We start from the raw sequence: 24,522 nt of genomic DNA, 5'->3' as shown, positions 1-24,522 counted from the left end.
CATAACCGGAAGAATCGTCTGTTAATACATTATTAGGACGCTCTTCTGTATCTGTTTTACGCTTTTTCTTCTTAGAAACAGGAGCAGGTGCTGGTTCTTCAATGGCAGGAGCAACTGATACAGTAGCAACATCTACAGCGGCTGAAGGTGTTGCCTGTGCATTGCTACCATCCTGAAAATCGATAAATGCAGGGTCTTCTGATTTTTTCTTCTTTGCTTTCTTAGCTTTTTTATCAGGTACAGGTGCATCTTCTGTTACAACAGGAGCAGGAGCTGATGCCGGTTCTGTCATAACTGTTACCGCCGTATCAGTAGTAACAGCCAGATCAGTTGCGGGTACAGGTGCTGGTGTTGCTGCTGCCTTATGTTCTTCCGCCATTACGTCAGCAAGAATCTGTTGTTCTTCATCTGTAAGTGGTTCTCTATCCCTGCGTTTCTTACGTCCTTTCTTTTCTTCAGGTTGCTGAACAGCCACTGTGGTATCCTTTGCAGGTGCCAGGATCATCCCTGTTCCGGCATTCGGATCTACCAGAGGTTCCTCTGGTCTGTCATCTTTTACGACCCTATCAAGGGATTCTGAAAACTTACTGGTTGGTTTTACCGGACGGGTTCCAGGACCTACTGTCACCCCTGCATCTTTATTTGGGAAAGCTGCTGCCAGATCCTTTTGCATAGAATCCATCATGGCCTTTTGTGGCTCCGGAACAGGAGGAGCAGGTGCTGCTGCTGTCTCAACAGGAGCTGGTGTCGGTGCAGGTGGTTCTGTAACCGGAGCCGGCGCCGGTGTTTCCACTACAGGTGCAGGCGCTGCTGCTACTGTCGCTTCTTCACTCTTCTTCACAGGCCTGGTGGCTGCAAAAGTCACGATATTATATAAGCCATCCTGCTTCAACAGGTACCCCTGGTCATTGGAACCGCCAACTTTTACCAGGTACTGCTGTTCAGGTACTTCACTTTTTGCAAATCCAATACGCATATTGGCTGTACCAGCAGGCAGTTTGGAAATAATGAGATAGCCTTTATCGGAAGAGCTGAGTAATTTTCCATCAAAGCGTACATAGAAAGGCTGAGACCTTTCGCTTTGTATATAAATATAGTACTGCTTATCCTGAGCTGTCATCTGCAATGTCATCAGGAGAAAGCACGGTATCAATAAAGATTTTTTCAAATACTTAATCATAGAAATATAATATAACCCCGGAAAGGTGTTCATCAAAACCCACGCGGCTGCTTAGAAAACAAATACTATTCCAATATAACGAGGACCTCCCCTTTTTCAACAGCAGTTCGTTCAGAAACCTTGATTTCCTTAACGATTGCATCTGCGGTTGCCTTAAATACATTCTCCATTTTCATGGCTTCCAGAATAAGTACCGGATCGCCTTTCTTAATTGCCTGGCCTGGCGAAACCAATACTTTCAGTACCAGTCCGGGCATTGGCGCCTTGATATCGTTTACCTTGCGGGTGGCGCCGTGGTTGATACCCATGGCTGCCAGCAGCTGGTCTATCGGCTCTTCGATAGCGACCTCGTATGCCTGTTGCTCAATCAGGACTTTTACCTTTTTTGCGTCTTTGTCTATGTTGATGACCTGAGCTGTATAACTCCGCCCATCCAATATTACACTATAATTGCCGGTAGGCAATTCCAGCCCAGACCATTGTACGGCCTGCCCATTGCAGGAGAGCCCTTCAGGTGCCGTATTGATTGCAAATGGCGTGGTGCCATTTACGATTGCTTTGATCATAAGTTGTTTCATCTGAACTGAGACAAAAATAGCTTTTTTTGGGAGCCTTGCGGCAGCAAGGAAGGGGCCTTTTAAATATTTTTCAGAAAGGAAGAGGTTTTTAACAACCCAAATCCCATTTATTTCTAAGAATACTCGTTAATTCGTTGCAAAAATCAATTTCTTACAATGTCAAAATCTTTCAAGCAAGCACTAAACGGCCTGCTGGTAGTATGTCTGACTGGAAGCATGTGTTATTCCCCCGCTTATGCACAGCAACCAGACAATGCCAATGATCCTCTCCTGAAGATCTACAGAGCCACTGCAACAAGAGTGAACGACCTCTCCCATACCAAACTGGATGTCCGCTTTGATTACGCCAAAAGATATCTGTACGGTAAAGCATGGCTGACCCTCAAGCCTCACTTCTACGCAACCGATTCCCTGACCCTGGATGCCAAAGGCATGGATGTCAAAACCGTTGCACTTGTAAAAGGTGGTAAAAACACCCCTTTGAAGTATACTTACGATAGCACCCAGCTGCATATACAACTAGATAAAATATATGACCGCTCCGAATCGTATACTGTGTATATAGATTACGTGGCCAGACCAGAAGAAATCAGTGCTTCCGGCAGCGCAGCTATCACTGACGCCAAAGGCCTGTATTTTATCAACCCGGATGGCACGGACAAAAATAAACCGATCCAGATCTGGACACAGGGTGAAACCGAATCCAACTCTGTATGGTTCCCTACTATTGATAAGACCGCCCAGAAATGTACCGAAGAGATCAGTATGACTGTCGAAAAGAAATACGTGACCCTCTCCAACGGTAAACTGGTAAGCCAAAAGAATAACCCCGATGGTACCCGTACCGATACCTGGAAGATGGACCTCCCCCACTCCCCTTACCTGTTCATGATGGCAGTAGGTGAATTCGCTATCGTAAAGGAACAATGGCGTGGCAAAGAAGTAAGCTACTATGTGGAAAAAGCGTACGAACCATACGCAAAAGCCATTTTCGGGAACACCCCTGAAATGCTCACCTTCTACTCCAACATCCTCGGTTATGAGTATGCATGGCCTAAGTACGCCCAGATCGTAGTAAGAGACTATGTATCCGGTGCTATGGAAAATACCACTGCTACCCTGCACGGCGATTTCGTACAGAAAACTGACAGAGAACTGCTGGATAATAACAACTACAATGAATCTGTTATCGCCCACGAACTTTTCCATCACTGGTTTGGTGACCTGGTAACGGCTGAGTCATGGAGCAACCTGACCCTGAATGAGTCTTTTGCCGACTATAGTGAATACCTGTGGCTGGAACATAAATATGGTAAAGACGATGCAGATGCACATGCGCTGGAAGCCATGGAAAGCTACAAACAGTTCGCCGAATATGCCGGCGACCGTGACCTGGTGCGTTTTCACTACCATGACAAGGAAGATATGTTCGACGCTGTAAGCTACCAGAAAGGTGGCCGTATCCTGCATATGCTCCGCAATGTTGTAGGTGATAGCGCCTTCTTCAAATCCCTGAACCTCTACCTGAAGACCAATGCCTTCAAACCTGCCGAAGCTCATCAGCTGCGCCTGGCCTTTGAAGAAGTAACCGGCGAAGACCTGAACTGGTTCTTTAACCAATGGTATTTTGGCGACGGCTTCCCTAAACTGGATGTAAGCTACCAATACAATGACGGTGCTAAAACGGTGACTGTCAATATCGCCCAAACCCAGGAATCAGGCAAGATCTTCCAGTTGCCAATGGCGATTGATATCTATGCAGGTGGTAAAAAAGAACGTCACCTGGTGAATGTGACCGATAAAACGGCTTCCTTCACCTTCCCTTATACAACGAAACCAGACCTGGTAAATGTAGATGCGGACAAAGTGCTGCTGGCTGATATCGCTGATCACAGGGACCTGAACACCTACATCTTCCAGTTCAACAATGCACCTAACTACCTGGATCGCAGGGAAGCACTGGAAGCTTGCCTGAAAGATCAGTCTAATACCGGTGCCCGCAAGGTGGTAATTGCTGCCCTGAAAGATAAATTCTATGGTATTCGCTCCCTGGCTATCAAAGGACTGAATTTGAGCGACGATGCAGTAAAATCTGCCGCCCTGCCTGTTCTACAGCAACTGGCCAAGAACGATGACAATGCGACTGTTCGTGCAGCTGCCCTGAGACAACTGGGCTCTCTGAAAGATGGACAGTTCACCTCCCTGTTCGAAGCAGCGACCAAAGACAAGTCTTATGCCGCTGCAGGTGCGGCGCTGACAAGCCTCTCTTCTATTGATGCTGATAAAGCTTATACTTTAGCGAAGCAAATGGAAGCTACCGCTAAAGGTGCACTGCGCAATGCGATTGCAAATGTGTATGCAAAAAAGGGGAATGAAGATGACATCGCGTTCTTTTCCAAAACCTTTGACGAAGCAAGTGGTCAGGAAAAGGTGGAAGATGCTATTCAGTATATCACCATCCTGGCAAATGTGGATAACGCTGATATCGTGATCAAAGGCGTAGGCCAGATCAGGGATATGGTGAAAACCTTCAATAACAAGATGGTGACCAATTATATGGTCAATATGCTGCAGCCAGTGGCCAAGAGAAAACTGGACAAGGCGACCATCGCACCTGCTGATAAAAAAGCAGACCTGATGAAGCAGTATGATTATATTAAGAAAGTGATCAGTGAGTTAAAGGACTAAAAGAAAAACCCGGTTTTGCCTTACAGCAAAACCGGGTTTTAGATATACAAGCATCGAAGAAGCGTCGAAGAAGCATCGAACACCATTCGAAGAACACTCGAACAACACTCGAAGAAGCGTCGAAGAACACTCGCAGAAACCTTATCCCAATCCAACCTCAGAATGCCTTTCAGGCACCTCTATATCCCCAAATCCCTTTTTCAACAACCAATTCCTGAATATCTGCTGCACCTCATACTCACCGTGCACCAAAAACAACTTCTTCACTTCTTTCGGGTTTTGACAAGACAACCACTGGCTTAAATCTTCATAATCGCCATGGGCACTCATTGACCGGATACTTCCCACTTCTGCCCTCACCTCATAACGGGTACCATAAATTGATACTTCCTTCGCTCCTCTCATTAACCGGCCACCCAATGATTGCGGTTCACAATAACCCACCATCAGTATGGTATTTTTAGTATCACTAATATTATTAGCAATATGATGCTTTACCCTACCTGCTTCCGCCATACCTGAAGCTGAAATAATCACGCAAGGTTCCTGACGAAAATTGAGGTTCTTTGACTCATCCACGGATTCTATAAAATGCAACCCCGGAAAATCAAATACATCGTCATCAATCTGCAACAGCTTCGCCACGGACTTATTGAACAACTCCGGATGGGCTGTCACCACCTCTGTCGCTTCCGTGGATAGCGGGCTATCCACAAAGATATCCACCTTTGGCAACTTACCATCCAGCTGCGCCTTATTCAGGGCATACAGCAATTCCTGTGTACGACCAACGCTGAATGCCGGGATGATCAGCTTTCCTTTCTTTACCTTACAGGTATCATGTATATACCTCAGCAATACATCGGTAGCTGGTGCCGCTTCCGCATGCAGGGTACTGCCATAGGTAGATTCCATGAGGATGTAATCTGCCTGTGGAAAAGTATCCGGCGATTTCAGGATCGCATCATTGTACCTGCCAATATCCCCACTGAAAGTAATGATCGTTGGTTTGCCCCCTTCTGTTATGCGAAGAGTCACTGCCGCACTACCTATGATATGCCCCGCATCTGTAAACATCACTTCCACCTCGTCATCTATTCTGTGCCATTCTTTATAGCTCTTTACCTTTTTGAAAGCAGATATGCTCTTTTTAGCATCATCCACTGTATACAGCGGCTCTTCCTGCGGCAATCCTACTTTCCGGCGCTTTTTATTGGTAAACTTTATATCCTCTTCCTGTATCCTGGCGGAGTCCATCAAAAGGATCTGGGCGAGGTCAAATGTAGCGGGGGTACAAAAGATATGGCCTTTAAAACCCCTTTTTACCAACAGGGGAATCAGGCCTGTGTGGTCAATATGTGCATGGGATAATACCATCATGGTAACAGTAGATGGGTCAAAACCCAGGTCAAAGTTCATGGCATCTGTGTCCTTTCCCATACCCTGGAACATGCCGCAATCTAATAAGATCTTTTTCCCATTCTTTAATGTAATCAGGTGTTTCGAACCGGTAACAGTTCGTGCCGCCCCATGAAAGGCTATCTTCATAATGATTGATTTTTATCAGCGTTTCTTAAACGACCAGGTGATCGCGAACGTGGCAATTACTGTGCCATCGTGGCTTCTGCCAGTAGTGTTGACTGTGATGGCGACAGGCTCCCCCGAAGCTACTGCATGCTGTATAGCTACCTGCATCCCGTCCAGTTCTTCACATGTAAAATAAGTCTTCCCTGTGGCTTTCTTCAGAAAGCTGGCCTGCATACCCGTTACTAACATGGATACCCGGGCAGGTGCCGCATCGGCCGTAAACCACATAGCCGGTAATCCCGTGCTCATTTCTGCCGCCATAGCCAGACAGGCAAAATAGGTAGACTTAAAAGGATTCTGTGACAACCACCTGAAAGGTACGGAAGTGATACAAACAGCAGGGGTCAATTGTTGTACCCTTACCCCTGCCAGCCATGCTGCCGGTAATTTATACAACAAAAACAGGGAAAACTTCCAGGGCTGTGTTACTAAACGTTGGAATTTTATCATTGATTAGTGTAATAAGCAGGGTTGAGCGCATCCGGGCCCCATTGCTTCAATAACATCGCTATCTTCTTCTGATCATATGAATCTGCGGATTCCAGTAAACCGGTATCCTGTGTATGTAGTCTGTTGCCCTTTGCATCCAGGATCACGATCACCGGGAAACCGAAACGCTGTGGATAACCCAGCTTTTGCAATATAGGCAGGTTCTTATTCTCCTTGCTATAATTCAGATGGTATACAATAAAGTTCTTGTTCAGCAGGCTTTTCAACGTGCTATCCTCTTCCGTGAATTTATAAAATCGCTTACACCATATGCACCAATTGCCGCCTACCTGTACCAATATGTGTTTTTTGGCAGCCGCCGCCTGCTGCTGAATAGCTGCCAGGTCTGCCGCAGCATCGGCACCCGGGTTATAAATATGCTCCAGGTCCAGGGAATGCTTTTCCTGTGCAGATAAAGTAGTAGTGGCACAAAGACACAGTAAGGCGATGAATAAGCGACTAATGATGGTCATTTTCCAGTGATTGAATATATTGATAGATTCCCAATTGGGCATTGACAGCAGGTGCACCCTTTTCAGGAGTCAAAGATATATTGTGCAACTGCGCATCCAGCATCACTGCATTGGTATTGTCTGCCAATTGAAGATTGATAATCTCTTTCAACTGGGCAGCCAGTTCCTTTGCATATACCGGGAAACAGACTTCTATACGCCTGTGGATATTGCGGTTCATCCAGTCTGCAGAACCCATATACACTTCTTCTTCCCCATTGTTATGGAAGATGAATACCCGCGCATGTTCCAGGTAGCGGTCTACAATTCTTCTTACTTTGATATTGCTGCTTTCCGGCTGGTCGGGTTGCAGACAACAGATACTACGTGCAATCAAGTCTACCTTTACTCCTGCTTCGCTGGCTTCGTACAGTTTGGCAATCATATCCTTTTCCTGCAGATTATTCAGCTTGATGATGATATGCGCAGGTTTACCAGCTTTTACATTGGCAATCTCCCTGTCTATCAGTTCGGAGAACCGGGTCTTCAGGTTAAACTGCGCCACCAGCAGGTGATTGAATTTCAGGTAATTATACTTATCCGGTTGCTGGCGGGCCTGTAGATATAAGAACAACAGTTCCAGTTCCTGGGTAATACCCGGATGTGCTGTGAGCAATACATGATCTGTATAAAAACGGGCGGTGCTTTCATTGAAATTTCCCGTGGCCATCAGCCCTGCATAATCCCATTGGTAACCACGTTTACGTTTTACCAGGGCTATCTTGGCATGTACCTTCAACCCCGGAATGCTATAGATGATCTTCACACCAGCTGCCTTCATTTTCTTGGCCCAACGGATATTGTTGGCTTCATCAAAACGGGCTTTCAGCTCTACGAATACCGTTACCTGTTTACCGTTGCGGGCAGCGCTGATAAGGGCATTGGCAATCTGTGAACTGGCTGCAATGCGATATAGTGTAATGTAAATTTCTTTGACAGTGGGATCAGTCGCCGCTTCGTTGAAGAAACGGAGAATGTAATCATATCGTTGGTAAGGGGGATGGAGAATGATATCCCTTTGTAATACCTCTTCCAGCAGATGCGGTACCTGATCCAGTTGTGGCAGATGAGCCGAAGGCTGCTTAGGATAGGTGAACAGCGGAGACTTTACAGGCATGGGCAGGTCTGCTAAATCCTTCAGGTTGTGGTAACGGCCTCCCGGCACCATTTCCTGTGGCAGGATACTGAAGTAATTACCCAGTAATTGTTTCAAGGCCAATGGCATGCTGCTGTCATAGAGAAAACGGGTAGGGATACCCAGTTCTCTTTTGGCAATCATGGTTTCTACCTGGTCCAGTATATCACTGGCCAGTTCGTTCATATCAGTTTCTGCATCACGAGTGATCTTGATACTATAGCAACCATTGACGGTATATCCCGGAAACAGCCAGCCTACATTTTCCCGGATGATGTCGTCCAGCATCACGATGTAGCTGACATCCTGAACTTGTGGGAGTTCAAAGAAACGGGGCAGTTCACTGCTGGGAATATTGACCACTGCATATTGCAGGCGATCAGGTTCATTTTCAGGAGAAACGGATACTACCAGATAAAGCTGGTTATTCTCCAGGAATGCATCTTTGGGCTTTTTCTTGTCCAGCCAAAAGGGTTGCAGAAAGCCCTGGATCTTTGTCTGGAAGTACTCCCGCATAGGAGCCAGGTGCGAAGACAGGATCTCCTGGTTATAGTAAAGATCAACCCTGTTATCTCTTAATGCCGGCAGGAGCTGCTGGGTAAGGGTATGCCCAAATTCGCCCAACTGTCTGTTGATCTCCTGCTGAATAATGGGAAGCGTATCGGTAGAAAGCGTTTCTTCCCCTGCTACTTCAGGATTGTCGCGCACCAGTTTATTCACTGCCATGACAGCGGGCATACGTACACGGAAGAACTCATCTAAGTTCGAGGAGAAGATGGACAAGAAGCGAATGCGCTCATACAGCGGCACCGCAGGATCTCTGGCCATGCTCAGCACCCTGTAGTTAAATGATAACCAGCTCAGATCACGGTCATACAGTGGAGTATTCATATATCACTTAGTTATGCACAGGGAAGAACAGCACGGCTATCACAAATGCCAACACTGAAATGATCAGACCAAACATAAATATGTTGTACGCGATGCGTAGTTGTTTATACTTTTTACCCAGTACTACCCCAAGATGGTAGATATCCTGGATCATGCTACCATAGAGGTAATCGCTATCTTTCATCATCTCTGTCATACCCCATTTATACTGCTCCAGCTCCATTTCATGGAAGTTACCAAAGAAGAGGAGATTTGTCTTTTTATTGACGATGTCTTCCCTGATAAACTTACCTTTATTCACATTTGGACGGGTAGCCAGTACTGAGAAGATAATGGTGATCACTCCTGTGGTGAGGAATAATACTGAAGGGATGATCAGGTTAGGATAGTCTTCCAGCTTGCGGAAAAGTACACCGAGTATCACAGATACTATGATAGAATTCACTGAAATCATGATGTGCGCCTTGCTGTCGGCCATGGCACTCAGGCGGATATGATTGGAGGAAGTGGTACGGAACATGGTCTCCACCCCTCTGCCGGCTTTCGGTTCTTTGTTTTGCTTTTCCGGCTTATCGATTTTCAGCTTTTTACTTTCTTTAGCAACAGCTTCTTCTAATTTCTCTTCTTTTTTCCCTCCCTTCTTCTCTGCCTTATCCTCCTGTTTCTCCAGGCGTTTTTTCAACCACGCAATGTTCTCCTCTTTCTGCTCCTGTAAGAGTGCCTGACAGTAAGCGGTATGATAATGATGCGCTTGCAGCAGTTTCAATGTACCAGCTGTCCAATCAGCACCAGTAATCTCCTTCTTATGTGTAAGCTCTATTTCCTGGTGCAATACCTTGGTCCGCTTCCTGAACTCCTTCGTACCAAAGTTGAAGAGGTCTGCATCGCAAACAATCTCTTCCAGCAGGTTGTGAGGTTCCTGTGGCATTTTGGTAGCCATAATACAACCAGTTACCTGCTCTTGTATATTTAACGGTACCATTTGTTCATTTAGAAAATTACGGGCCAGTGAAGCACCTGTCTGTTCATGTGTTTTAGACTCCCCCAGCAGGTAGCCCAGGTCATGAAACCAGGCTGCTATATACACGACTAAAAGGTCGGTATCCTGTAACCGGTAATGCGCTGAAATCTGCGCTGCTGCTGCAACAACCTGTCTGGTATGTTCCAGGTTATGGTACACCAGATTGGGGAGAGGATGATCCTGGTACTGTGTTGTCACATATTGTTGTGCGGCGTCGATGATTACACTTGTCTGCATAAGGCTTGGTTAAAAAAGCAAAACTGAGATCAGCAAGTTACTGCATTTTTGAGTTAATTTTATTCCACCATACTGCTCATCTTATGACTCTACGACATTTATTAATAGTTTGCCTGTTGTTTACTTCATGTAATTATTACAACAACAGGGATAAAAAATACGAATCTCCGAAAGGATATAAACTTGAGGAACCCACCCGGTTTCATGTAAGACAGTCCATGCAAGAGATTTCAGGCATTGTACTGGCGCCGGATGAACACCATATTCTGGCTATCAACGATGAACAGGGCCGTGTATTTTCTATCGATGTAACAGGCAATACGCCTTACCCCAACTGGAAATTCGACAAGAGCGGGGATTATGAAGACCTCGCTACCGATGGCAAAAATTGGCTGGTACTGAAAAGCAAGGGGCACCTCTATCAGGTGACAGGTCTTTTTTCTGACTCTACTGATGCCATCAATTATAAACTACCAATAGATGGCAAAAACGAGTTTGAAACCCTCTACTATGATCCCCGCAATGATGGGATGATCATGGTTTGCAAAGCCTGCGCTGATGATAAGGACAAGGGTTATAATACCGCCTACCGCTTTGATATGAAGACATGGACATTTGATGATAATCCATTCTACCGTATCAATATCGCAGATATTGAACGTCTTAGCGGCGAAAAAATGACCCTGTTCAAGCCATCAGCAGCTGCCATTCACCCTATTGAAAAGCGGCTGTACATACTGTCTGCTGTAAATAGACTGTTAGTGATCACTGACCTGGATGGAAAAGTACAGGAAGCCTATAATCTGAAACATACAGTATTCCGACAACCGGAAGGCATTTCTTTTGCCCCGAATGGCGATATGTATATTTCGAATGAATCAGCTGATGAATCGTCGGCCAATATCCTCAAGTTTAAATATAACCAAAGACCTCAGTAACGATGAAGTACCTTTTATATCTCTCCATACTTTTCCTACCCTTCGTAGCACAGGCACAGGATACACTGGCCAGGAGGATCATCCTGATAGGAGATGCCGGCGAACTGCATCAGGATGGACACAACCCTGTTATTGATGCTGTAAAGAGCCGCTTTGACTTACAGGATGCAAGAAATACTGTTCTCTACCTGGGAGATAACGTATACCCCTATGGGATGCCGGACCCTACCAGCAGCCGGTACCCACTTTCCAAAGAGATACTTGATTACCAGGTGAACCTGGTACGCAATACCAATACGCAGGCTATCTTCATTCCCGGTAATCATGACTGGGAAAAGTCAAAACCAAACGGCTGGCAGACCATCATCAATGAACAACTATATGTCGATTCATTGAACCTGCCGAATGTAAACTTCCTGCCCAAAGACGGTTGCCCAGGTCCTATAGAAATGACCCTGGATAAGAACATCACCCTCGTGATCATGGATACCGAATGGTGGTTGTTTCCTTACGCAAAACCGGGACCTGAGTCTTCCTGCGATTTCAAAACAAAACAGGATGTACTGACTGAATTGAGTGATATCGTAATCCGTAACCGGAACAAGCTGGTCATCTTTGCAAGCCACCACCCTTTCCGTAGTTATGGTATTCACGGTGGTTATTATACCCTGAAGCAACACATCTTCCCACTCACTGATCTGAACAAGGGATTGTATATTCCGCTGCCGGTGATAGGTTCTATCTATCCCCTGACCCGTGGGGTATTTGGCACGCCTGAAGATCTGCCAAATCCTGACTACCAGGAACTGGTCAATGGTGTGGAAGCTGCCTTCAAATCACATGGTCCGACCATCTTCGTAGCAGGCCATGATCATGCTTTACAGTTCATCAAAGACAAAGAGAATTACTATATCGGCAGTGGTAGTGGAGCAAAAGAAACCCGGGTGAAGAAAGGTGCGAAGTCTCTCTATGCCAGTAACGAGAATGGCTATGCTGCACTGGAGATTTCAAAGAACGGGAATATCACCGTGCAATATTATACTGTAGATAAAAGCGATGGTCCTTCATTTGCCAGCAACCTTTTCAACGTACAGGATATTCGTTCTGAACAACTGGCCAATGCAAGTCCTACTGCAAAAGAATTACCCCCATTCGTGACCTTGCCTGCGGATACACAGTATATCCACAAAACTGGTATTCACTATTGGTTACTGGGTAAGAACTATCGCGATGTATGGGCAGCCCCTGTTAACTTCCCCGTACTCGATATCAACAAAGAAAAAGGCGGTCTGAAAATATTGCAGAGAGGTGGTGGTATGCAAACCCTCTCTCTCCGCCTGGAAGATAAATCAGGTACAGAATGGGTTTTACGCTCTGTAAAGAAATACCCCGAAAAAGCGATTCCAGCTGAACTGAAAAACACCATTGCAAAAGATGTAGTGCAGGACCAGATCTCTGCCTCCAATCCATATGCTACCATGGCTGTGGCCAGCCTGGCAGAGGCCGCAGGCGTTCCGCATACCAACCCGACATTTGTATACTTACCGAAAGATACTTCCCTCGGCATCTATGCCAGCACCCATGGTGATGATGTGTATCTCTTTGAAGAAAGAGAACCTGTTGTAAAAGGCAAAACATACAATACTGTCAAGGTATTGGAACAAATACATGGTGACAATGATAACACCATCGACCAGGAAGCTGTAGCCCGCGCCCGTATGCTGGATCTGCTAATGGCTGACTGGGATCGTCATGATGACCAGTGGAGATGGGGGGTGAAGAAACACAAGAAACGGGATACCAAAGAATACTATCCTGTGCCTCGCGATCGTGACCAGGCCTTCTTTGTAAACCAGGGTGTGATCACCGCCATCGCTGCCAGAAAATGGGTGATGCCGAAGTTCCAGGGGTTCAAACCATACTACCCGAACATCGAATATCAGAACCCATCTGCACAGCCGTTTGATCGGTCTTTCATGAATGAGATCGATGAAAAGAAATGGAAAGATATCAGTCACGAGCTGGTACTGAGTCTGCCTGATTCTGTGATCGCTGCTGCTGTGGCCCGTTTCCCGGACACTGTGCAGAAGAAGGTAGGTGACTTTACGTATCGTACACTCATTGCCCGTCGTGATAAACTGGAAACGGCTTCCCTTGACCTTTACCGCTTCCTGTCAAAGGATGTAGATGTAACAGGTACAAAGAAAGATGAACTGTTTACCATCGAAAGACAACAAGATGGATCAGTATCCCTGAATGTAAATAAGATCAGCAAGAAAGGTGAGGTACAACAAAACATCTACTCCCGCACCTTTGATCCGAAGGTAACGAGGGAAATAAGAATCTTTGGTCTGGGTGGTGAAGATAAGTTCGACATCAAAGGTGATTATTATACACCTATTCACATCCGCATTATCGGTGGTAAAGACAATGATACTTACAGAGACATTACCACTCAGCATGCAGGCAATCATATCCGCATCTATGAGAAACGCGGTGGTGCCGATACTTTTGCGCTGGCAGGTAATGAACGTAAGGTCCTTTCTTACAACCCGGACAATATCAAATATGAACGTACACCACTGCTATATACCTATGATAAACTGATGCCACTGGCAACTGCTGGTTTCAACAGCGATGATGGATTGTCACTGGGTGTAGGTTTCCAGTACACCAAACAAGGTTTCCGCAAGCGACCATTTGCTTCCAGGCAAACGGTGATGGCAGGTCATAGCCTGGGTACAAATGCCTGGCAGTTCCGCTACATGGGTGAATTCACGGATGTAATCGGGAATACTGATCTGGCATTGACAGCCACTGCAAAGGCTCCTAACAATACCATCAACTTCTTTGGCTATGGTAATGAAACCGTATTTGAGAAAGACCTGAAGATTAAATATTACCGTACCCGTTTCAGTCTGTACAATGTAGAGCCACTCTTCAAAACGAACCTGTCCAACAAGTTCCAGCTGATCTACGGACCTACCTTTACTTATTATACATTGGATAAGGATGCGACTAAAGGCAGGATCATTGAGGACTTTGATAAAAATGGACTAGACTCTCTGTCTGTATATCAAGGCAAGTATTACGCAGGCTTGAAACTGGGTTACCAGATCGATACCCGTAATAATACGATAGCACCTACCAGAGGTTTCTACTGGAATACCACCTTACATGGTAACCAGGGTTTGAATGAGCAACAGCGCCATTACCTGCAACTGTCTACGGACATGAGTATCTATACCAGCTTTAGCACACCGGCTAACCTGGTACTGGTCACAAGGTTTGGGGGTGGTAAGCTGTGGGGCCACTATGAATATTTCCAGGCCATGTATTTAGGTGGTGTACAAAACCTGCGCGGTTATCGTAACTACCGCTTTGCCGGCGATGCTATGGCATTCAATAATACAGAGCTGCGATTGAAACTGTTTGAATTCCGTTCTTACCTGTTCCCGGCTACTGTGGGTTTATTAGCCTTCAATGATGTGGGCAGGGTATGGAAGAGTGGGGAGAAATCTTCCGCCTGGCATGATGGGTATGGTGGAGGTATCTATTTTAGTCCGGTGAATATGCTGATACTCACAGCGACGGTAGGTAGATCTGAAGAGGAGGTGTTACCTTATATCACATTTGGATTCAGGTTCTGATAATAAAAACCTTCATGAAAGAGGGAATTCACCAACGGGGAATGAAAAACATTTTCAGAAAAAACCCTCATGAACCGGGTTCACAAACGACTATGAAAATGGTGGTACCTTCGACAAAAGTACTACCATGGAACAATCACATATCAGTTTTGAACAGGTTGTGAGTCGCGGCTGTGGCCTCGATGTTCACCAGGAGAATGTAGTAGCCACCATCAGAGGAAATGGGTTGGAAGAACAAACCCGCACTTTTAGCACTTTCACAAGTTCACTTAGGGACCTGGTAGCTTGGCTTGAAGAATCCGGCATTACACATGTCGCAATGGAGAGCACGGGGGTTTACTGGAAGCCTGTTTTTAATATACTGGAACCTCACTTTGAACTTATTCTGGTCAATGCCCGGCATATTAAATATGTGCCGGGGCATAAGACCGATCGCAATGACAGTGCCTGGATTGCAAAATTATTGCTAAGCGGGCTACTAAAGGGAAGTTTTATTCCACCGCAATACACTCGCGAATTACGGGAATTGTACCGATACAAACGTAAAGTAATAGGACAGCGGTCCAGTGAATATAACCGGTTACAGAACATTTTAGAGACAGCCAATATCAAATTGAGCACTGTAGTCAGTGATGTATTCGGTGTAAGTGGCTGGTCAATGATCACTGCCATTATTGAAGGAGAACAGGATCCTATGATATTGGCCAATTTGGCAAAAGGTAGGCTCAAAATCAAAAAACAAGAGCTTATTCTTGCATTAGAAGGCCATCTTAATGAGCATCACCGTTTTATGCTCAGCCTGTCTAAAACTGTTATTTTACAGCTAAATGACCTACTTGGTCAGGTGGATAACCGTATAGATCAGTACTTAAAAAATGGGAGGAAGAAGTAAAATTACTTCAGACTATTCCCGGAGTACAAAAACAAACAGCTACCGCCATCTTAGCCGAAATAGGTACAGATATGCATGCGTTCCCTAATCAGCATCATTTGGCTAGTTGGTGTGGTTTATGTCCTGGTAATAATGAAAGTGCCGGAAAAAAGAAAAGTGAAAGAATCAATCATGGCAACAGATCCCTTAAAACCGCACTCGTGGAAGCAGCATGGGCTGCAGCACATACGAAAGATACTTATCTGAAAAGAAAATATTATACTTTGAGTATACGAAGAGGCAAAAAACGAGCACTTATTGCAATTTCACACAAAATCCTAATTGCCGCTTATTTTATACTCAAAAATAGAGTGCCATATATGGAACCTGATAATCAGGAGTGGCTAAAAAAGAAAGCAGGCGCAGATAAATAATTATCTCAGACGCCTGCGCGAGCTTGAGGCATTACCCCCATCTCAATAAGATTACTAAGTTACAAAAATCGACCTTTTATTGGTGCTTTTTCAGCCTGTAGAAAAAACTGATTTAAGACTCTAAGTACAAACGATTGTTGCTATAAGCACGAAAAGAAAATTTTAATCCTATAGAGTCATATCAAATTATGGCCTGGACGAACTATTTTCAAAGAAAAAAGGGCGTATCAAAAGTTAGATACACCCTTTTTTTATTTTATACGATTCCCGGGAGTTTCATTTATTGATAATGTTCCCTTTTTTTATGCTTCCATATTTACTTTCACTCTTAGCGCTCTCAGACCGCTTACCCCTTGCAGGTCTTCCAGGTCCAGCATTTCTACGTCTGGCAGCAGGATGTTTTTATTCTGCAGGAAGGTGATGTACTTCAGGTATTCTTCCATCTCTTTCGCATAAGCATACACGATTGCAATGGTACCCGGTTGGGTAAGGCGTTTGCCTGTCTGGCGGATGTGCACCTTATCAATCCTTTTCTTCAGTATTTCATAGCGGATGTTGTAAGCGCCTTCTACATCGAAGCGGCGTTCATCCTGTCTGAAGCTGATGTCGATCGGATTGCTGTGAGCCAGTACCAGCTGGGTAGTTTGCAAAGGCACCTTTAGTGTTGGAATCAACTTGTTGGTGAGTCTTGCAATGTCTGCCATAGACTGTATCTGCCACAGGCGCAGGTTACGCAGGTAGAGCAGGTCGAACTTGCGGGTTTGCGCAATGGCCTGTCCTATATAGATATTGTACTCTACCCCATCCGTACGATACTTTTCGAAGTAACATGGGAAGGAGTGTTGTATGTTTTCTTTCTCTTTGTCCAGGTACTGGTTCAGTTCAGCGTTGATCATAGCCAGACTATCTTCATAATCCTGGCGGTGGTGCTGAATATGGCCTTCTGTCTGGTCTACCAGGGAGAAGTAACGTTCCAGTGCCGGCTGCAGTTCAGGATGACTTTCGTGCAGGTGACGGAACAATGGGCCGATTTCTTCGTCCAGGTAGTTGTTTGTACGCAGTTCATCTTCTGAGAGCATACCACTAGTGATACCGGTAATGAGCTCATCATTTTTGAACTTCAGCTCTTCCAGCAATGGCAGGTAGATGGTGTTGCCAATGTGGTCCAGGGTTTCCCGGATCAGGAGTAGTTGTTCACGAAGATCTTCGTGGATCGCATTGCTACGTTCGGTAGAAGAGTTCCGGATGTCTACAGCGCCATATAATGGATAGACATCTTCAAACGCAATGTTACCGATGTCTTTTCTTTTTGCTTTTGGTGTGTGCAGATAATGCCATGCTGCATCGATGAACTTCCATTCCACAGAAGGTTGCAGGGCAGTGAACTGCTCCTTGATGACCTGGGTGATTCGGTTCGATGTGATGTCAGCACCTCTATTCAACAACATCACTAACAGTGGATATGCCGGCATGGCTTGTGCCAGTGTTTCAGCAGTGATCTTGTTAGGGGTGCCGGAGGCCAGTTCTACGATACCCAGCAGGGTATCCTCATGCCATATAGGTACCAGTACAAAGCTATTGATGCCCTTGAGCGGCAGGTAGCGCAGGAATGGATATGCATAGAGAGAACTCTCCGTCACCACGGGCAGCAAAAGTGGCGTTTTGTTCTGCCCCAGGTACTGGATCAGTTGCTGAAACAGCTGTTGCTGCTGTTTTTCGCTACCAGTTACGCCCAGGGTCACGCCGCTTTCGCATTGTTCACATTCCAGCACATAGCGACCATTGATTTTTGGAATAGGTACCACGTGCACACTCAGGTCAGTATCTCCCATCAGTGCCAGTACTTCTTCCTCCATACGGCGGTAGGTACGTCTTTCGTTGCCCTCGTGCATGTTCAGGATCAGGTTCTTCATTACATTCTGCACCTCATCTTTGGTTACATCCTGTAATGTCCAGATCACAAATCCTTCGAGGACGAAATTATCCAGTGGCAAAATTTCTTTCAGGCCTTCGGGGCTGAACTTTTTCATACATACAGTATCGTATGTAAGCGGAGGTAGCTCACCTTTTACCTTTACTTCCACGAAACGAGGGTCTACATTCACCTTCACATATCTCTTGCCTCCATTGCTGTCGGGCATGTTGATATGGTGGATGATCTCGTTCTGGTAAGTAACGGGAAAACCGTATGCTTTCTCCAGGATCAGCTTGTACAGCCATTCCAGTTTATCCTTCTTAATCTTATCTACTGAAATACCTTTAGGTACTTCCAGCATTCTGTCGCTATTATCAGCGAAGATATTCTTGAAGAGGTCGGAGTAATAAAATATAGCAAACTTCTGGGGGACACCTATACCATAGATATCCTTGTCCATATCAGAAGTGATTGGAAATATTGTAGCAATAATGAGGTCGATATACTCCTGGTAAGCGGACAGGTCATCTGCACCGGCTATAGGGCCAAGTAGTGCGGGGTTACTTTCAAAGCGTTCAGCGATCTTTTTATAATACGCCGCCCTGCTATCTGTTTTACTGGCCGCTTTCTCCTTCAGGAACTTGACATAAGGCGCGAAGGAAATATGGGATTCTATCAGTGCCTCATCCTTTAATTGATCGGGACCGGCAGTTAAAACTTTCATAATCTAAAATATGTAAAAATGACTCATCTAGTTATATGACGAATGGACAGATGAAAAATTGTAAAAGTTACATTCAGTGAATTACAGCGTGCAGGATTAAGCAGAGAGGTTGTGGTTGGTTATTAGGTACAAATTTAATGCAAAACCTCAATTTTCGCCATAAAAAGTTATAGGTCTGCCAATCCGGCAGACCTATAAATATATTCTAATCTGTAAAATATTCAAATTATAACTCGATCTGATTTTTTAGCAGGTCGTCGAAAGTATCCCTTCTGCGGATGAGTTGGGCTTTACCATCTTTTACCAGCACTTCGGCAGGTTTAAAACGGGAGTTGAAGTTGGAAGACATTTCAAAACCGTAAGCTCCTGCGTTGTAGAATACCAGCAGATCACCTTCTTTTACTTCGTTCAGTTTACGATCCCAACCGAAAGTATCTGTTTCGCAGATGTTACCTACCACGGTATAGATCCGTTCGGTTCCTTTTGGATTAGAGATGTTCTTGATCAGGTGGAAGGCATCGTAGAACATTGGGCGGATCAGGTGGTTAAACCCTGAGTTCACACCTACGAATACGGTAGCAGTGGTCTGTTTGATCACATTTGCTTTTACCACGAAGTAACCGCTCTGGCTTACCAGGAATTTACCCGGTTCGAACCATACCTGCAGAGGGCGGTTATATGTTTTGCTGAACTTGTTGAAAGCGTCGGAGAGCTTTTTGCCCAGCAGCTGGATGTCGGTTTCAGGGTCGCCCTGTTGATAAGCCACTTTGAAGCCGCTACCCAGGTCAATGAATTCCAGATCAGGGAAGTTCACAGCCAGTTCGAACATGATGTCTACCCCACGGAGGAATACATCTACATCCTTGATTTCAGAACCGGTGTGCATATGCAGGCCGGTTACTTTCAGTTTGGTGCTCTTTACGATGCGCTCAATGTGGCGGATCTGGTGGATGGAGATACCGAACTTGCTGTCTACGTGACCTGTGGAGATCTTATAGTTACCGCCAGCCATGATATGTGGGTTCAGGCGGATGCAGATTGGGTAAGAGTCACCAAAGCGGTTACCAAATTGCTCCAGGATGGAGATGTTGTCGATATTGATATTTACACCCAGGTCCTTGGCAGCTACGATTTCGTCGAGGTCTACACAGTTAGGGGTAAAGATGATGTTTTTAGGTTCGAATCCTGCCTTGAGACCGAGTTGGACTTCGTTGATAGACACGGTGTCCAGACCGCAACCCAGGGAGTTGATGTACTTCAGGATGTTGATGTTGGTGAGCGCCTTACAGGCATAGAAAAAGCGTGCGTCCGTCTTTTGGAAGGCGTCCTTTAACTTTTCGTACTGGATGGCAATCTTTTCCGCATGGTATATATATACCGGAGTTCCAAATTCTTCCGCTACTTTGACAAGGAAGTCAGTAGACAAAACGTCGCTTTGCTTAGGCATTTATTGAAAGGTAATTTTAGAGGATGCGAATTTACTAAGCAAATTCCAAAGTTTATGTATAAAGATTGAGGCCCGGGCTTTAGCCCGGGCCTCAATCTTTATTGTTGTTGTTCCTCATCCTCGTTGGTCATGAAACCATCCAGGTCCCTCCTTTCCTTTTTGGTAGGGCGGCCGATCTTACTCGGACGCTTACCGGTATGGAAGCTGGCGGCAATCCGCTGGTTCATCTCCTGGTCTTCTTCGGGAGTGAGATCAACGTAATGCTTAATGGCTTCAGCATATTGTACTCTGTTGGCTATTAAGCTCACCACCTCAATCACCCATTTCCGGGATTCTGACCTGATTTCATATTTGTCTCCTATACTAACTGCGCGTGCAGCTTTTACGGAGGTCCCATTCATCTTCACTTTCCCGCCTTCACAGGCCGTAGAGGCCTGTGAGCGGGTTTTAAATATCCTGATCGCCCAGAGATACTTGTCCAGGCGCAGTTTCTCTGTATTCTGCATAATTATTTCTTATTCATTTCCGCAAAGAACTTGTGGAAATAAGGAATGGTTTCAATTCCTTTATAATAGTTAGCCAGACCATACTTCTCATTTGGAGAGTGCAGGTTGTCGCTATCTAATCCAAAGCCCATCAGGATGGTCTTCAGTCCAAGTTCTTTTTCAAACAGTGCTACGATAGGAATACTACCACCACCGCGTACGGGAATTGGAGATTTACCAAAAGTTTCTTTGATCGCTTCGCTCGCTGCCTTGAATGCCACGTGGTCAGTAGGTGTTACATATGGGCTACCACCGTGGTGAGCTGTTACCTTTACCTTTACTGACTTAGGCGCAATCTTCTCAAAATGAGCTTTGAACAGGTCAGAAATCTGGATCCAGTCCTGGTTAGGTACCAGGCGCATAGAGATCTTGGCGTGTGCTTTTGAAGGCAGTACGGTTTTGGAACCTTCGCCGGTATAGCCACCCCAGATACCGTTTACCTCCAGGGTAGGACGGATACCGGTGCGCTCGATAGAAGAATATCCCTTCTCACCCCACAGTTCATCTACCCCCAGGTCTTTTTTATACTCAGCTTCGTCGAACGGTGCTGCATTCAGGGCAGCTCTGTCTTCCTTGCTCAGTTCCTGTACGTTGTCGTAGAAACCAGGGATGGTGATGTGGTTATTTTCGTCATGGAGGGAAGCAATCATCTGGCAAAGGATGGTAGCAGGGTTGGCAACAGCGCCACCATATACACCACTGTGCAGGTCACGGTTAGGGCCGGTTACCTCTACTTCCATATAAGACAGACCGCGTAAGCCGGTATCCAGGCTAGGATTTTCCAGGCTCAGCATGGAGGTGTCAGAAATGAGCACCACATCTGCTTTCAGTCTTTCCTTATTTTCCTTGATAAAGATACCCAGGTTCGCAGAGCCTACTTCCTCCTCCCCTTCAATCATAAACTTGATATTGCAGGGTACAGAGTTGGTATTCATCATGGTTTCGAACGCCTTCACGTGCATGTAGAACTGACCTTTGTCGTCCGCAGAACCGCGGGCATAGATCTTTTCGTCTTTGATCACAGGTTCAAACGGACCGCTATCCCACAGTTCCAGGGGATCGGCAGGCTGTACGTCGTAGTGACCATATACCAATACGGTCGGGAAAGCCGCATCGATGATTTTTTCTCCATATACGATCGGGTGTCCGGCAGTAGGGCAAACTTCTACATTGTCAGCACCTGCTTCAATCAGGCGTTGTTTTACCGCTTCGGCGCAGTCCGCTACATCTTTGTTAAAACGGGAGTCTGCGCTCACGGAAGGGATGCGCAGCAAAGCCAGCAATTCTTCCAGAAAACGTTCTTTATTCTTTGTCTGATAGTCTTTCCAAACTTGCATATTCCACTAAGTTTTTCTTTAGAAAGCTGCAATTTAAGGGAAAGTCTAAATATAGGGAACCAGAAAAATCGGATTTCATTAACATGGCGTTAACGAATTTCTCCTTCTTTCTATCGAAATTTAAAGCGTATTGGGGACAGATATCTATCGCACAAAAGAAGACTCACTAACCGCAAAATAACCTTATTCATATGATTACCAGCGAGGATACCGCTATGTTATCCGTCTTAAAGAAGGATAATACCCTGGAGGCCTATCAATACTTCTTTATGAAATACTACAAACCCCTCTGCCTGAAAGCAAGTACAATGTTGGGGAATATGGACGAGGCAAGAGAGCTAGTACAAAAGATATTTATAGAAGTATGGAAGACCCGGCAATATCAGCAGATAGAACATGCCCCTGGGGGCTTTTTCTATCAACTTATTGACGCCAGATGCCGTCAGCGGCAGGAAAATGCCGTCGTTGCTGCACAGCAAAATAAGGCACCCTGTCCACCCTGCGAAACGGGGCCGGCATTGGTACCGACGTCGATTACAACACCTTTGATCATGGCTATTGAAAGATAACCCGGCTATGACGCAATATATAAAACCAAGACTCAACTTAATTATTATCTTAAAAACCCTCGTAACCACTACCATAATAAAATGAAATACGACCAAGAGTATATCTACAGTTTACTACTGCGTAAGCAACTTGGCGATTTAACTGAAGTGGAAGACAAGCTGCTGCAAAAGGAAATGCACAACAATGAAAATGTGCGCCGCTGCTGGCAGGAATATGAAGAGGCCATATTGTACACAGACAATGCATTCCTGGAAGATCTTCAGGTAGAATCCGACTGGCTAAAGGTAAAAGCCATCCTGGAACCAACACCAGTACACCTCAGGGTATTGGCTTACCTGAAGAAAGTACGGGTAGCGGCAGCTATATTATTGGCCATCGGCGCCACTGCAGGGGCATATTTCTTTCTGCCGGCAAAACAACAGGTACCTCATCAAACAGCCAACCAATATCGCATTATAATCCCACAAATGGCAGGCGTACCTATCTTTTCAGTGCCTCCACCTTCGGTAGTAGCTGGCACAGAAGTGGCTGATACCGCCATTAAGGTAACAGGCGATTCAGGGACCATCGCTATTAAAAACATCCGTCCGGATACCATTTACCAGAGCAAATCGCTGGAATGGAATACGCTCACAGTGCCCCCCAAGCAGGATTATCATATTGAACTGGCAGATGGTACGGAAGTACATCTCAATGCCAGCTCCACCCTCCGTTTCCCATTCATCTTCCCAGGCAGAACCAGGGAAGTGTACCTGGAAGGAGAAGCTTACTTTACGGTAGCACATAATCCTGAAAGACCGTTTATCGTACACACAGGAATCACCTCCGTGATAGCACTGGGTACGGCTTTCAACGTCAATTCTTATGATAACAATACAGTTACTACCTCGCTGGTACAAGGTACAGTGGTGACAGATGTAGGGGATAGTCTTGATGTAACGCTCAAGCCCGGATTTGAGGCAATCTATCATCCCGGTGAGCGCTTCAAGGTAAAACGTTTCGATGAAACAGTGACCCTGGGTTGGAGGGAAGGCGTTTATCGCTTCCGCAACAGGCCATTGGAAGAACTGAGACCTGTATTACAACGCTGGTTTGGACTCAAACTGGACTTTTCCGCAGCGCCTTCGCTTGAAAATACACACTTCTCAGGTAGCCTTGAAAAAGATAAAAAGGTTGAAGATTTTCTTGACGAGATCTGTAAACAATTAAAGTTGGACTATCAGATATACGACAACACGATACACTTCATCATTAAGAAATGAGCTTTTGACGGAGCAGGAACTCCAGCTTCTCATTTACATCCAGCAGCTTTGCTGTTAATTCCTTGTTCTCTTTACGGAGGGCATAGACTTCAAATGCCTTTTCAATGTTGTGACGAAGATCCTCGTCATTCCATGGCTTGGAAAAATACTTATACACCTGACCCTTGTTGATGGCATCAATAACCGCATTGATGTCGGCATAACCTGTCAGTAAGATTCGGATAGGCTCAGGATACCTGTCAAGGATAGACTCAAAAAATTCAATCCCGGTCATCCTGGGCATCCGCTGATCTGAAATGATGATGTGGACTTCTTCCTTTTCCAACACTTTCTCTGCTTCCTCAGCCGAACTTGCCGTAAACACCGTGTAAAGCCTACGGAAAGATGCTTTGAACGCATTTAAGTTGTGTATCTCATCATCTATATACAGAATATGGATGTGTTGTTCACTCATTGAAGCAGACTTAAATACCTTTAAATTAACAATAGCGGCGTTACAAACGAATGAAAG

18 protein-coding genes and 1 pseudogene (1 of these 19 cut by a window edge) are annotated in these 24,522 nt (G+C 45.4%); 7 read left to right on the top strand and 12 right to left on the bottom strand.

Features of this window, described 5'->3' with window-relative positions:
- Positions 1 to 1,180, bottom strand: partial view of a DUF4476 domain-containing protein gene (locus QQL36_RS11475; protein ID WP_321569796.1) — the 5' portion only. It extends 461 nt beyond the left edge of the window; only the first 1,180 of its 1,641 coding nucleotides appear in the window; its start codon is at positions 1,178 to 1,180; its stop codon lies beyond the left edge, outside the window.
- A gap of 65 nt (positions 1,181 to 1,245) precedes the next feature.
- Complete coding sequence (locus tag QQL36_RS11470) at positions 1,246 to 1,758, bottom strand: biotin/lipoyl-containing protein (RefSeq protein ID WP_321569795.1); 513 nt, start codon at positions 1,756 to 1,758, stop codon at positions 1,246 to 1,248.
- 156 nt (positions 1,759 to 1,914) lie between these two features.
- On the opposite strand from QQL36_RS11470, the gene QQL36_RS11465 reads away from it, so the two are divergent.
- On the top strand, positions 1,915 to 4,446 hold the full coding sequence (locus tag QQL36_RS11465; RefSeq protein WP_321569794.1) for a M1 family metallopeptidase: 2,532 nt from the start codon (positions 1,915 to 1,917) through the stop codon (positions 4,444 to 4,446).
- A 141-nt stretch (positions 4,447 to 4,587) separates the two neighbouring features.
- Here the strand turns inward: QQL36_RS11465 and QQL36_RS11460 are convergent, their stop codons facing one another.
- The 5 genes from QQL36_RS11460 to QQL36_RS11440 are packed head-to-tail and all read right to left on the bottom strand — an operon-like array spanning position 4,588 to position 10,318.
- On the bottom strand, positions 4,588 to 5,994 hold the full coding sequence (locus QQL36_RS11460; RefSeq protein ID WP_321569793.1) for an MBL fold metallo-hydrolase: 1,407 nt from the start codon (positions 5,992 to 5,994) through the stop codon (positions 4,588 to 4,590).
- Between the two features lie 15 nt (positions 5,995 to 6,009).
- Entirely contained in the window at positions 6,010 to 6,483 is a 474-nt protein-coding gene (locus QQL36_RS11455; RefSeq protein WP_083730163.1) for a DUF4442 domain-containing protein, read from the bottom strand.
- Entirely contained in the window at positions 6,480 to 6,995 is a 516-nt protein-coding gene (locus QQL36_RS11450; protein WP_321569792.1) for a thioredoxin family protein, read from the bottom strand. Before QQL36_RS11450 ends, QQL36_RS11455 begins: the two co-directional genes overlap by 4 nt.
- A complete protein-coding gene (ppk1, locus tag QQL36_RS11445) occupies positions 6,982 to 9,060 on the bottom strand; it encodes a polyphosphate kinase 1 (protein ID WP_321569791.1) in 2,079 nt (692 codons plus the stop codon). Before ppk1 ends, QQL36_RS11450 begins: the two co-directional genes overlap by 14 nt.
- A 7-nt stretch (positions 9,061 to 9,067) precedes the next feature.
- Positions 9,068 to 10,318 (bottom strand): Pycsar system effector family protein, encoded by a 1,251-nt coding sequence (locus tag QQL36_RS11440; RefSeq protein WP_321569790.1) that lies wholly within the window; start codon positions 10,316 to 10,318, stop codon positions 9,068 to 9,070.
- A gap of 83 nt (positions 10,319 to 10,401) precedes the next feature.
- Here QQL36_RS11440 and QQL36_RS11435 point away from each other — a divergent pair, with 83 nt between their 5' ends.
- The 4 genes and pseudogenes from QQL36_RS11435 to QQL36_RS11420 all read left to right on the top strand — a co-directional run.
- Positions 10,402 to 11,256, top strand: coding sequence for an SdiA-regulated domain-containing protein (locus QQL36_RS11435; protein ID WP_321569789.1), 855 nt, complete (start codon positions 10,402 to 10,404; stop codon positions 11,254 to 11,256).
- A 2-nt stretch (positions 11,257 to 11,258) separates the two neighbouring features.
- Positions 11,259 to 14,906 (top strand): BamA/TamA family outer membrane protein, encoded by a 3,648-nt coding sequence (locus QQL36_RS11430; RefSeq protein WP_321569788.1) that lies wholly within the window; start codon positions 11,259 to 11,261, stop codon positions 14,904 to 14,906.
- Positions 14,907 to 15,033: 127 nt separating this feature from the next.
- Positions 15,034 to 15,798, top strand: coding sequence for an IS110 family transposase (locus QQL36_RS11425; RefSeq protein ID WP_321566635.1), 765 nt, complete (start codon positions 15,034 to 15,036; stop codon positions 15,796 to 15,798).
- A gap of 11 nt (positions 15,799 to 15,809) precedes the next feature.
- Positions 15,810 to 16,211 (top strand): annotated as a pseudogene (locus QQL36_RS11420) (transposase); the annotation flags it as partial.
- A 302-nt stretch (positions 16,212 to 16,513) separates the two neighbouring features.
- Here the strand turns inward: QQL36_RS11420 and QQL36_RS11415 are convergent.
- The 4 genes from QQL36_RS11415 to QQL36_RS11400 form a co-directional block, all read right to left on the bottom strand.
- A complete protein-coding gene (locus tag QQL36_RS11415; protein ID WP_321569787.1) occupies positions 16,514 to 18,850 on the bottom strand; it encodes a hypothetical protein in 2,337 nt (778 codons plus the stop codon).
- A gap of 226 nt (positions 18,851 to 19,076) precedes the next feature.
- Positions 19,077 to 20,297, bottom strand: a complete 1,221-nt coding sequence (gene lysA, locus QQL36_RS11410) for a diaminopimelate decarboxylase (protein ID WP_083725968.1) — start codon at positions 20,295 to 20,297, stop codon at positions 19,077 to 19,079.
- 98 nt (positions 20,298 to 20,395) lie between these two features.
- Positions 20,396 to 20,803, bottom strand: a complete 408-nt coding sequence (locus QQL36_RS11405; protein WP_083725970.1) for an RNA-binding S4 domain-containing protein — start codon at positions 20,801 to 20,803, stop codon at positions 20,396 to 20,398.
- A 2-nt stretch (positions 20,804 to 20,805) separates the two neighbouring features.
- Positions 20,806 to 22,179: a dipeptidase gene (locus QQL36_RS11400; protein WP_083725972.1), complete on the bottom strand. Its 1,374-nt coding sequence runs from the start codon at positions 22,177 to 22,179 to the stop codon at positions 20,806 to 20,808.
- A gap of 191 nt (positions 22,180 to 22,370) precedes the next feature.
- Between QQL36_RS11400 and QQL36_RS11395 the strand changes: the two genes are divergently transcribed.
- Together QQL36_RS11395 and QQL36_RS11390 are read left to right on the top strand one after the other, a co-directional pair.
- On the top strand, positions 22,371 to 22,748 hold the full coding sequence (locus QQL36_RS11395; RefSeq protein ID WP_083725974.1) for an RNA polymerase sigma factor: 378 nt from the start codon (positions 22,371 to 22,373) through the stop codon (positions 22,746 to 22,748).
- Between the two features lie 81 nt (positions 22,749 to 22,829).
- Positions 22,830 to 24,011 carry a FecR family protein gene (locus tag QQL36_RS11390; RefSeq protein WP_321569786.1) on the top strand — a complete coding sequence of 394 codons (1,182 nt, stop codon included), beginning with the start codon at positions 22,830 to 22,832 and terminating at the stop codon, positions 24,009 to 24,011.
- Here QQL36_RS11390 and QQL36_RS11385 read toward each other — a convergent pair.
- Positions 24,001 to 24,465 (bottom strand): response regulator, encoded by a 465-nt coding sequence (locus tag QQL36_RS11385; RefSeq protein ID WP_083725978.1) that lies wholly within the window; start codon positions 24,463 to 24,465, stop codon positions 24,001 to 24,003. The two genes, QQL36_RS11390 and QQL36_RS11385, sit on opposite strands and share 11 nt — an antisense overlap.
- Between the last annotated feature and the right edge of the window lie 57 nt (positions 24,466 to 24,522).

This window comes from Chitinophaga sp. LS1, assembly GCF_034274695.1.
Lineage (GTDB): Bacteria > Bacteroidota > Bacteroidia > Chitinophagales > Chitinophagaceae > Chitinophaga.
Note: the sequence above shows the minus strand (reverse complement) of the source record. Positions and strands in the feature narration are given on the sequence as shown.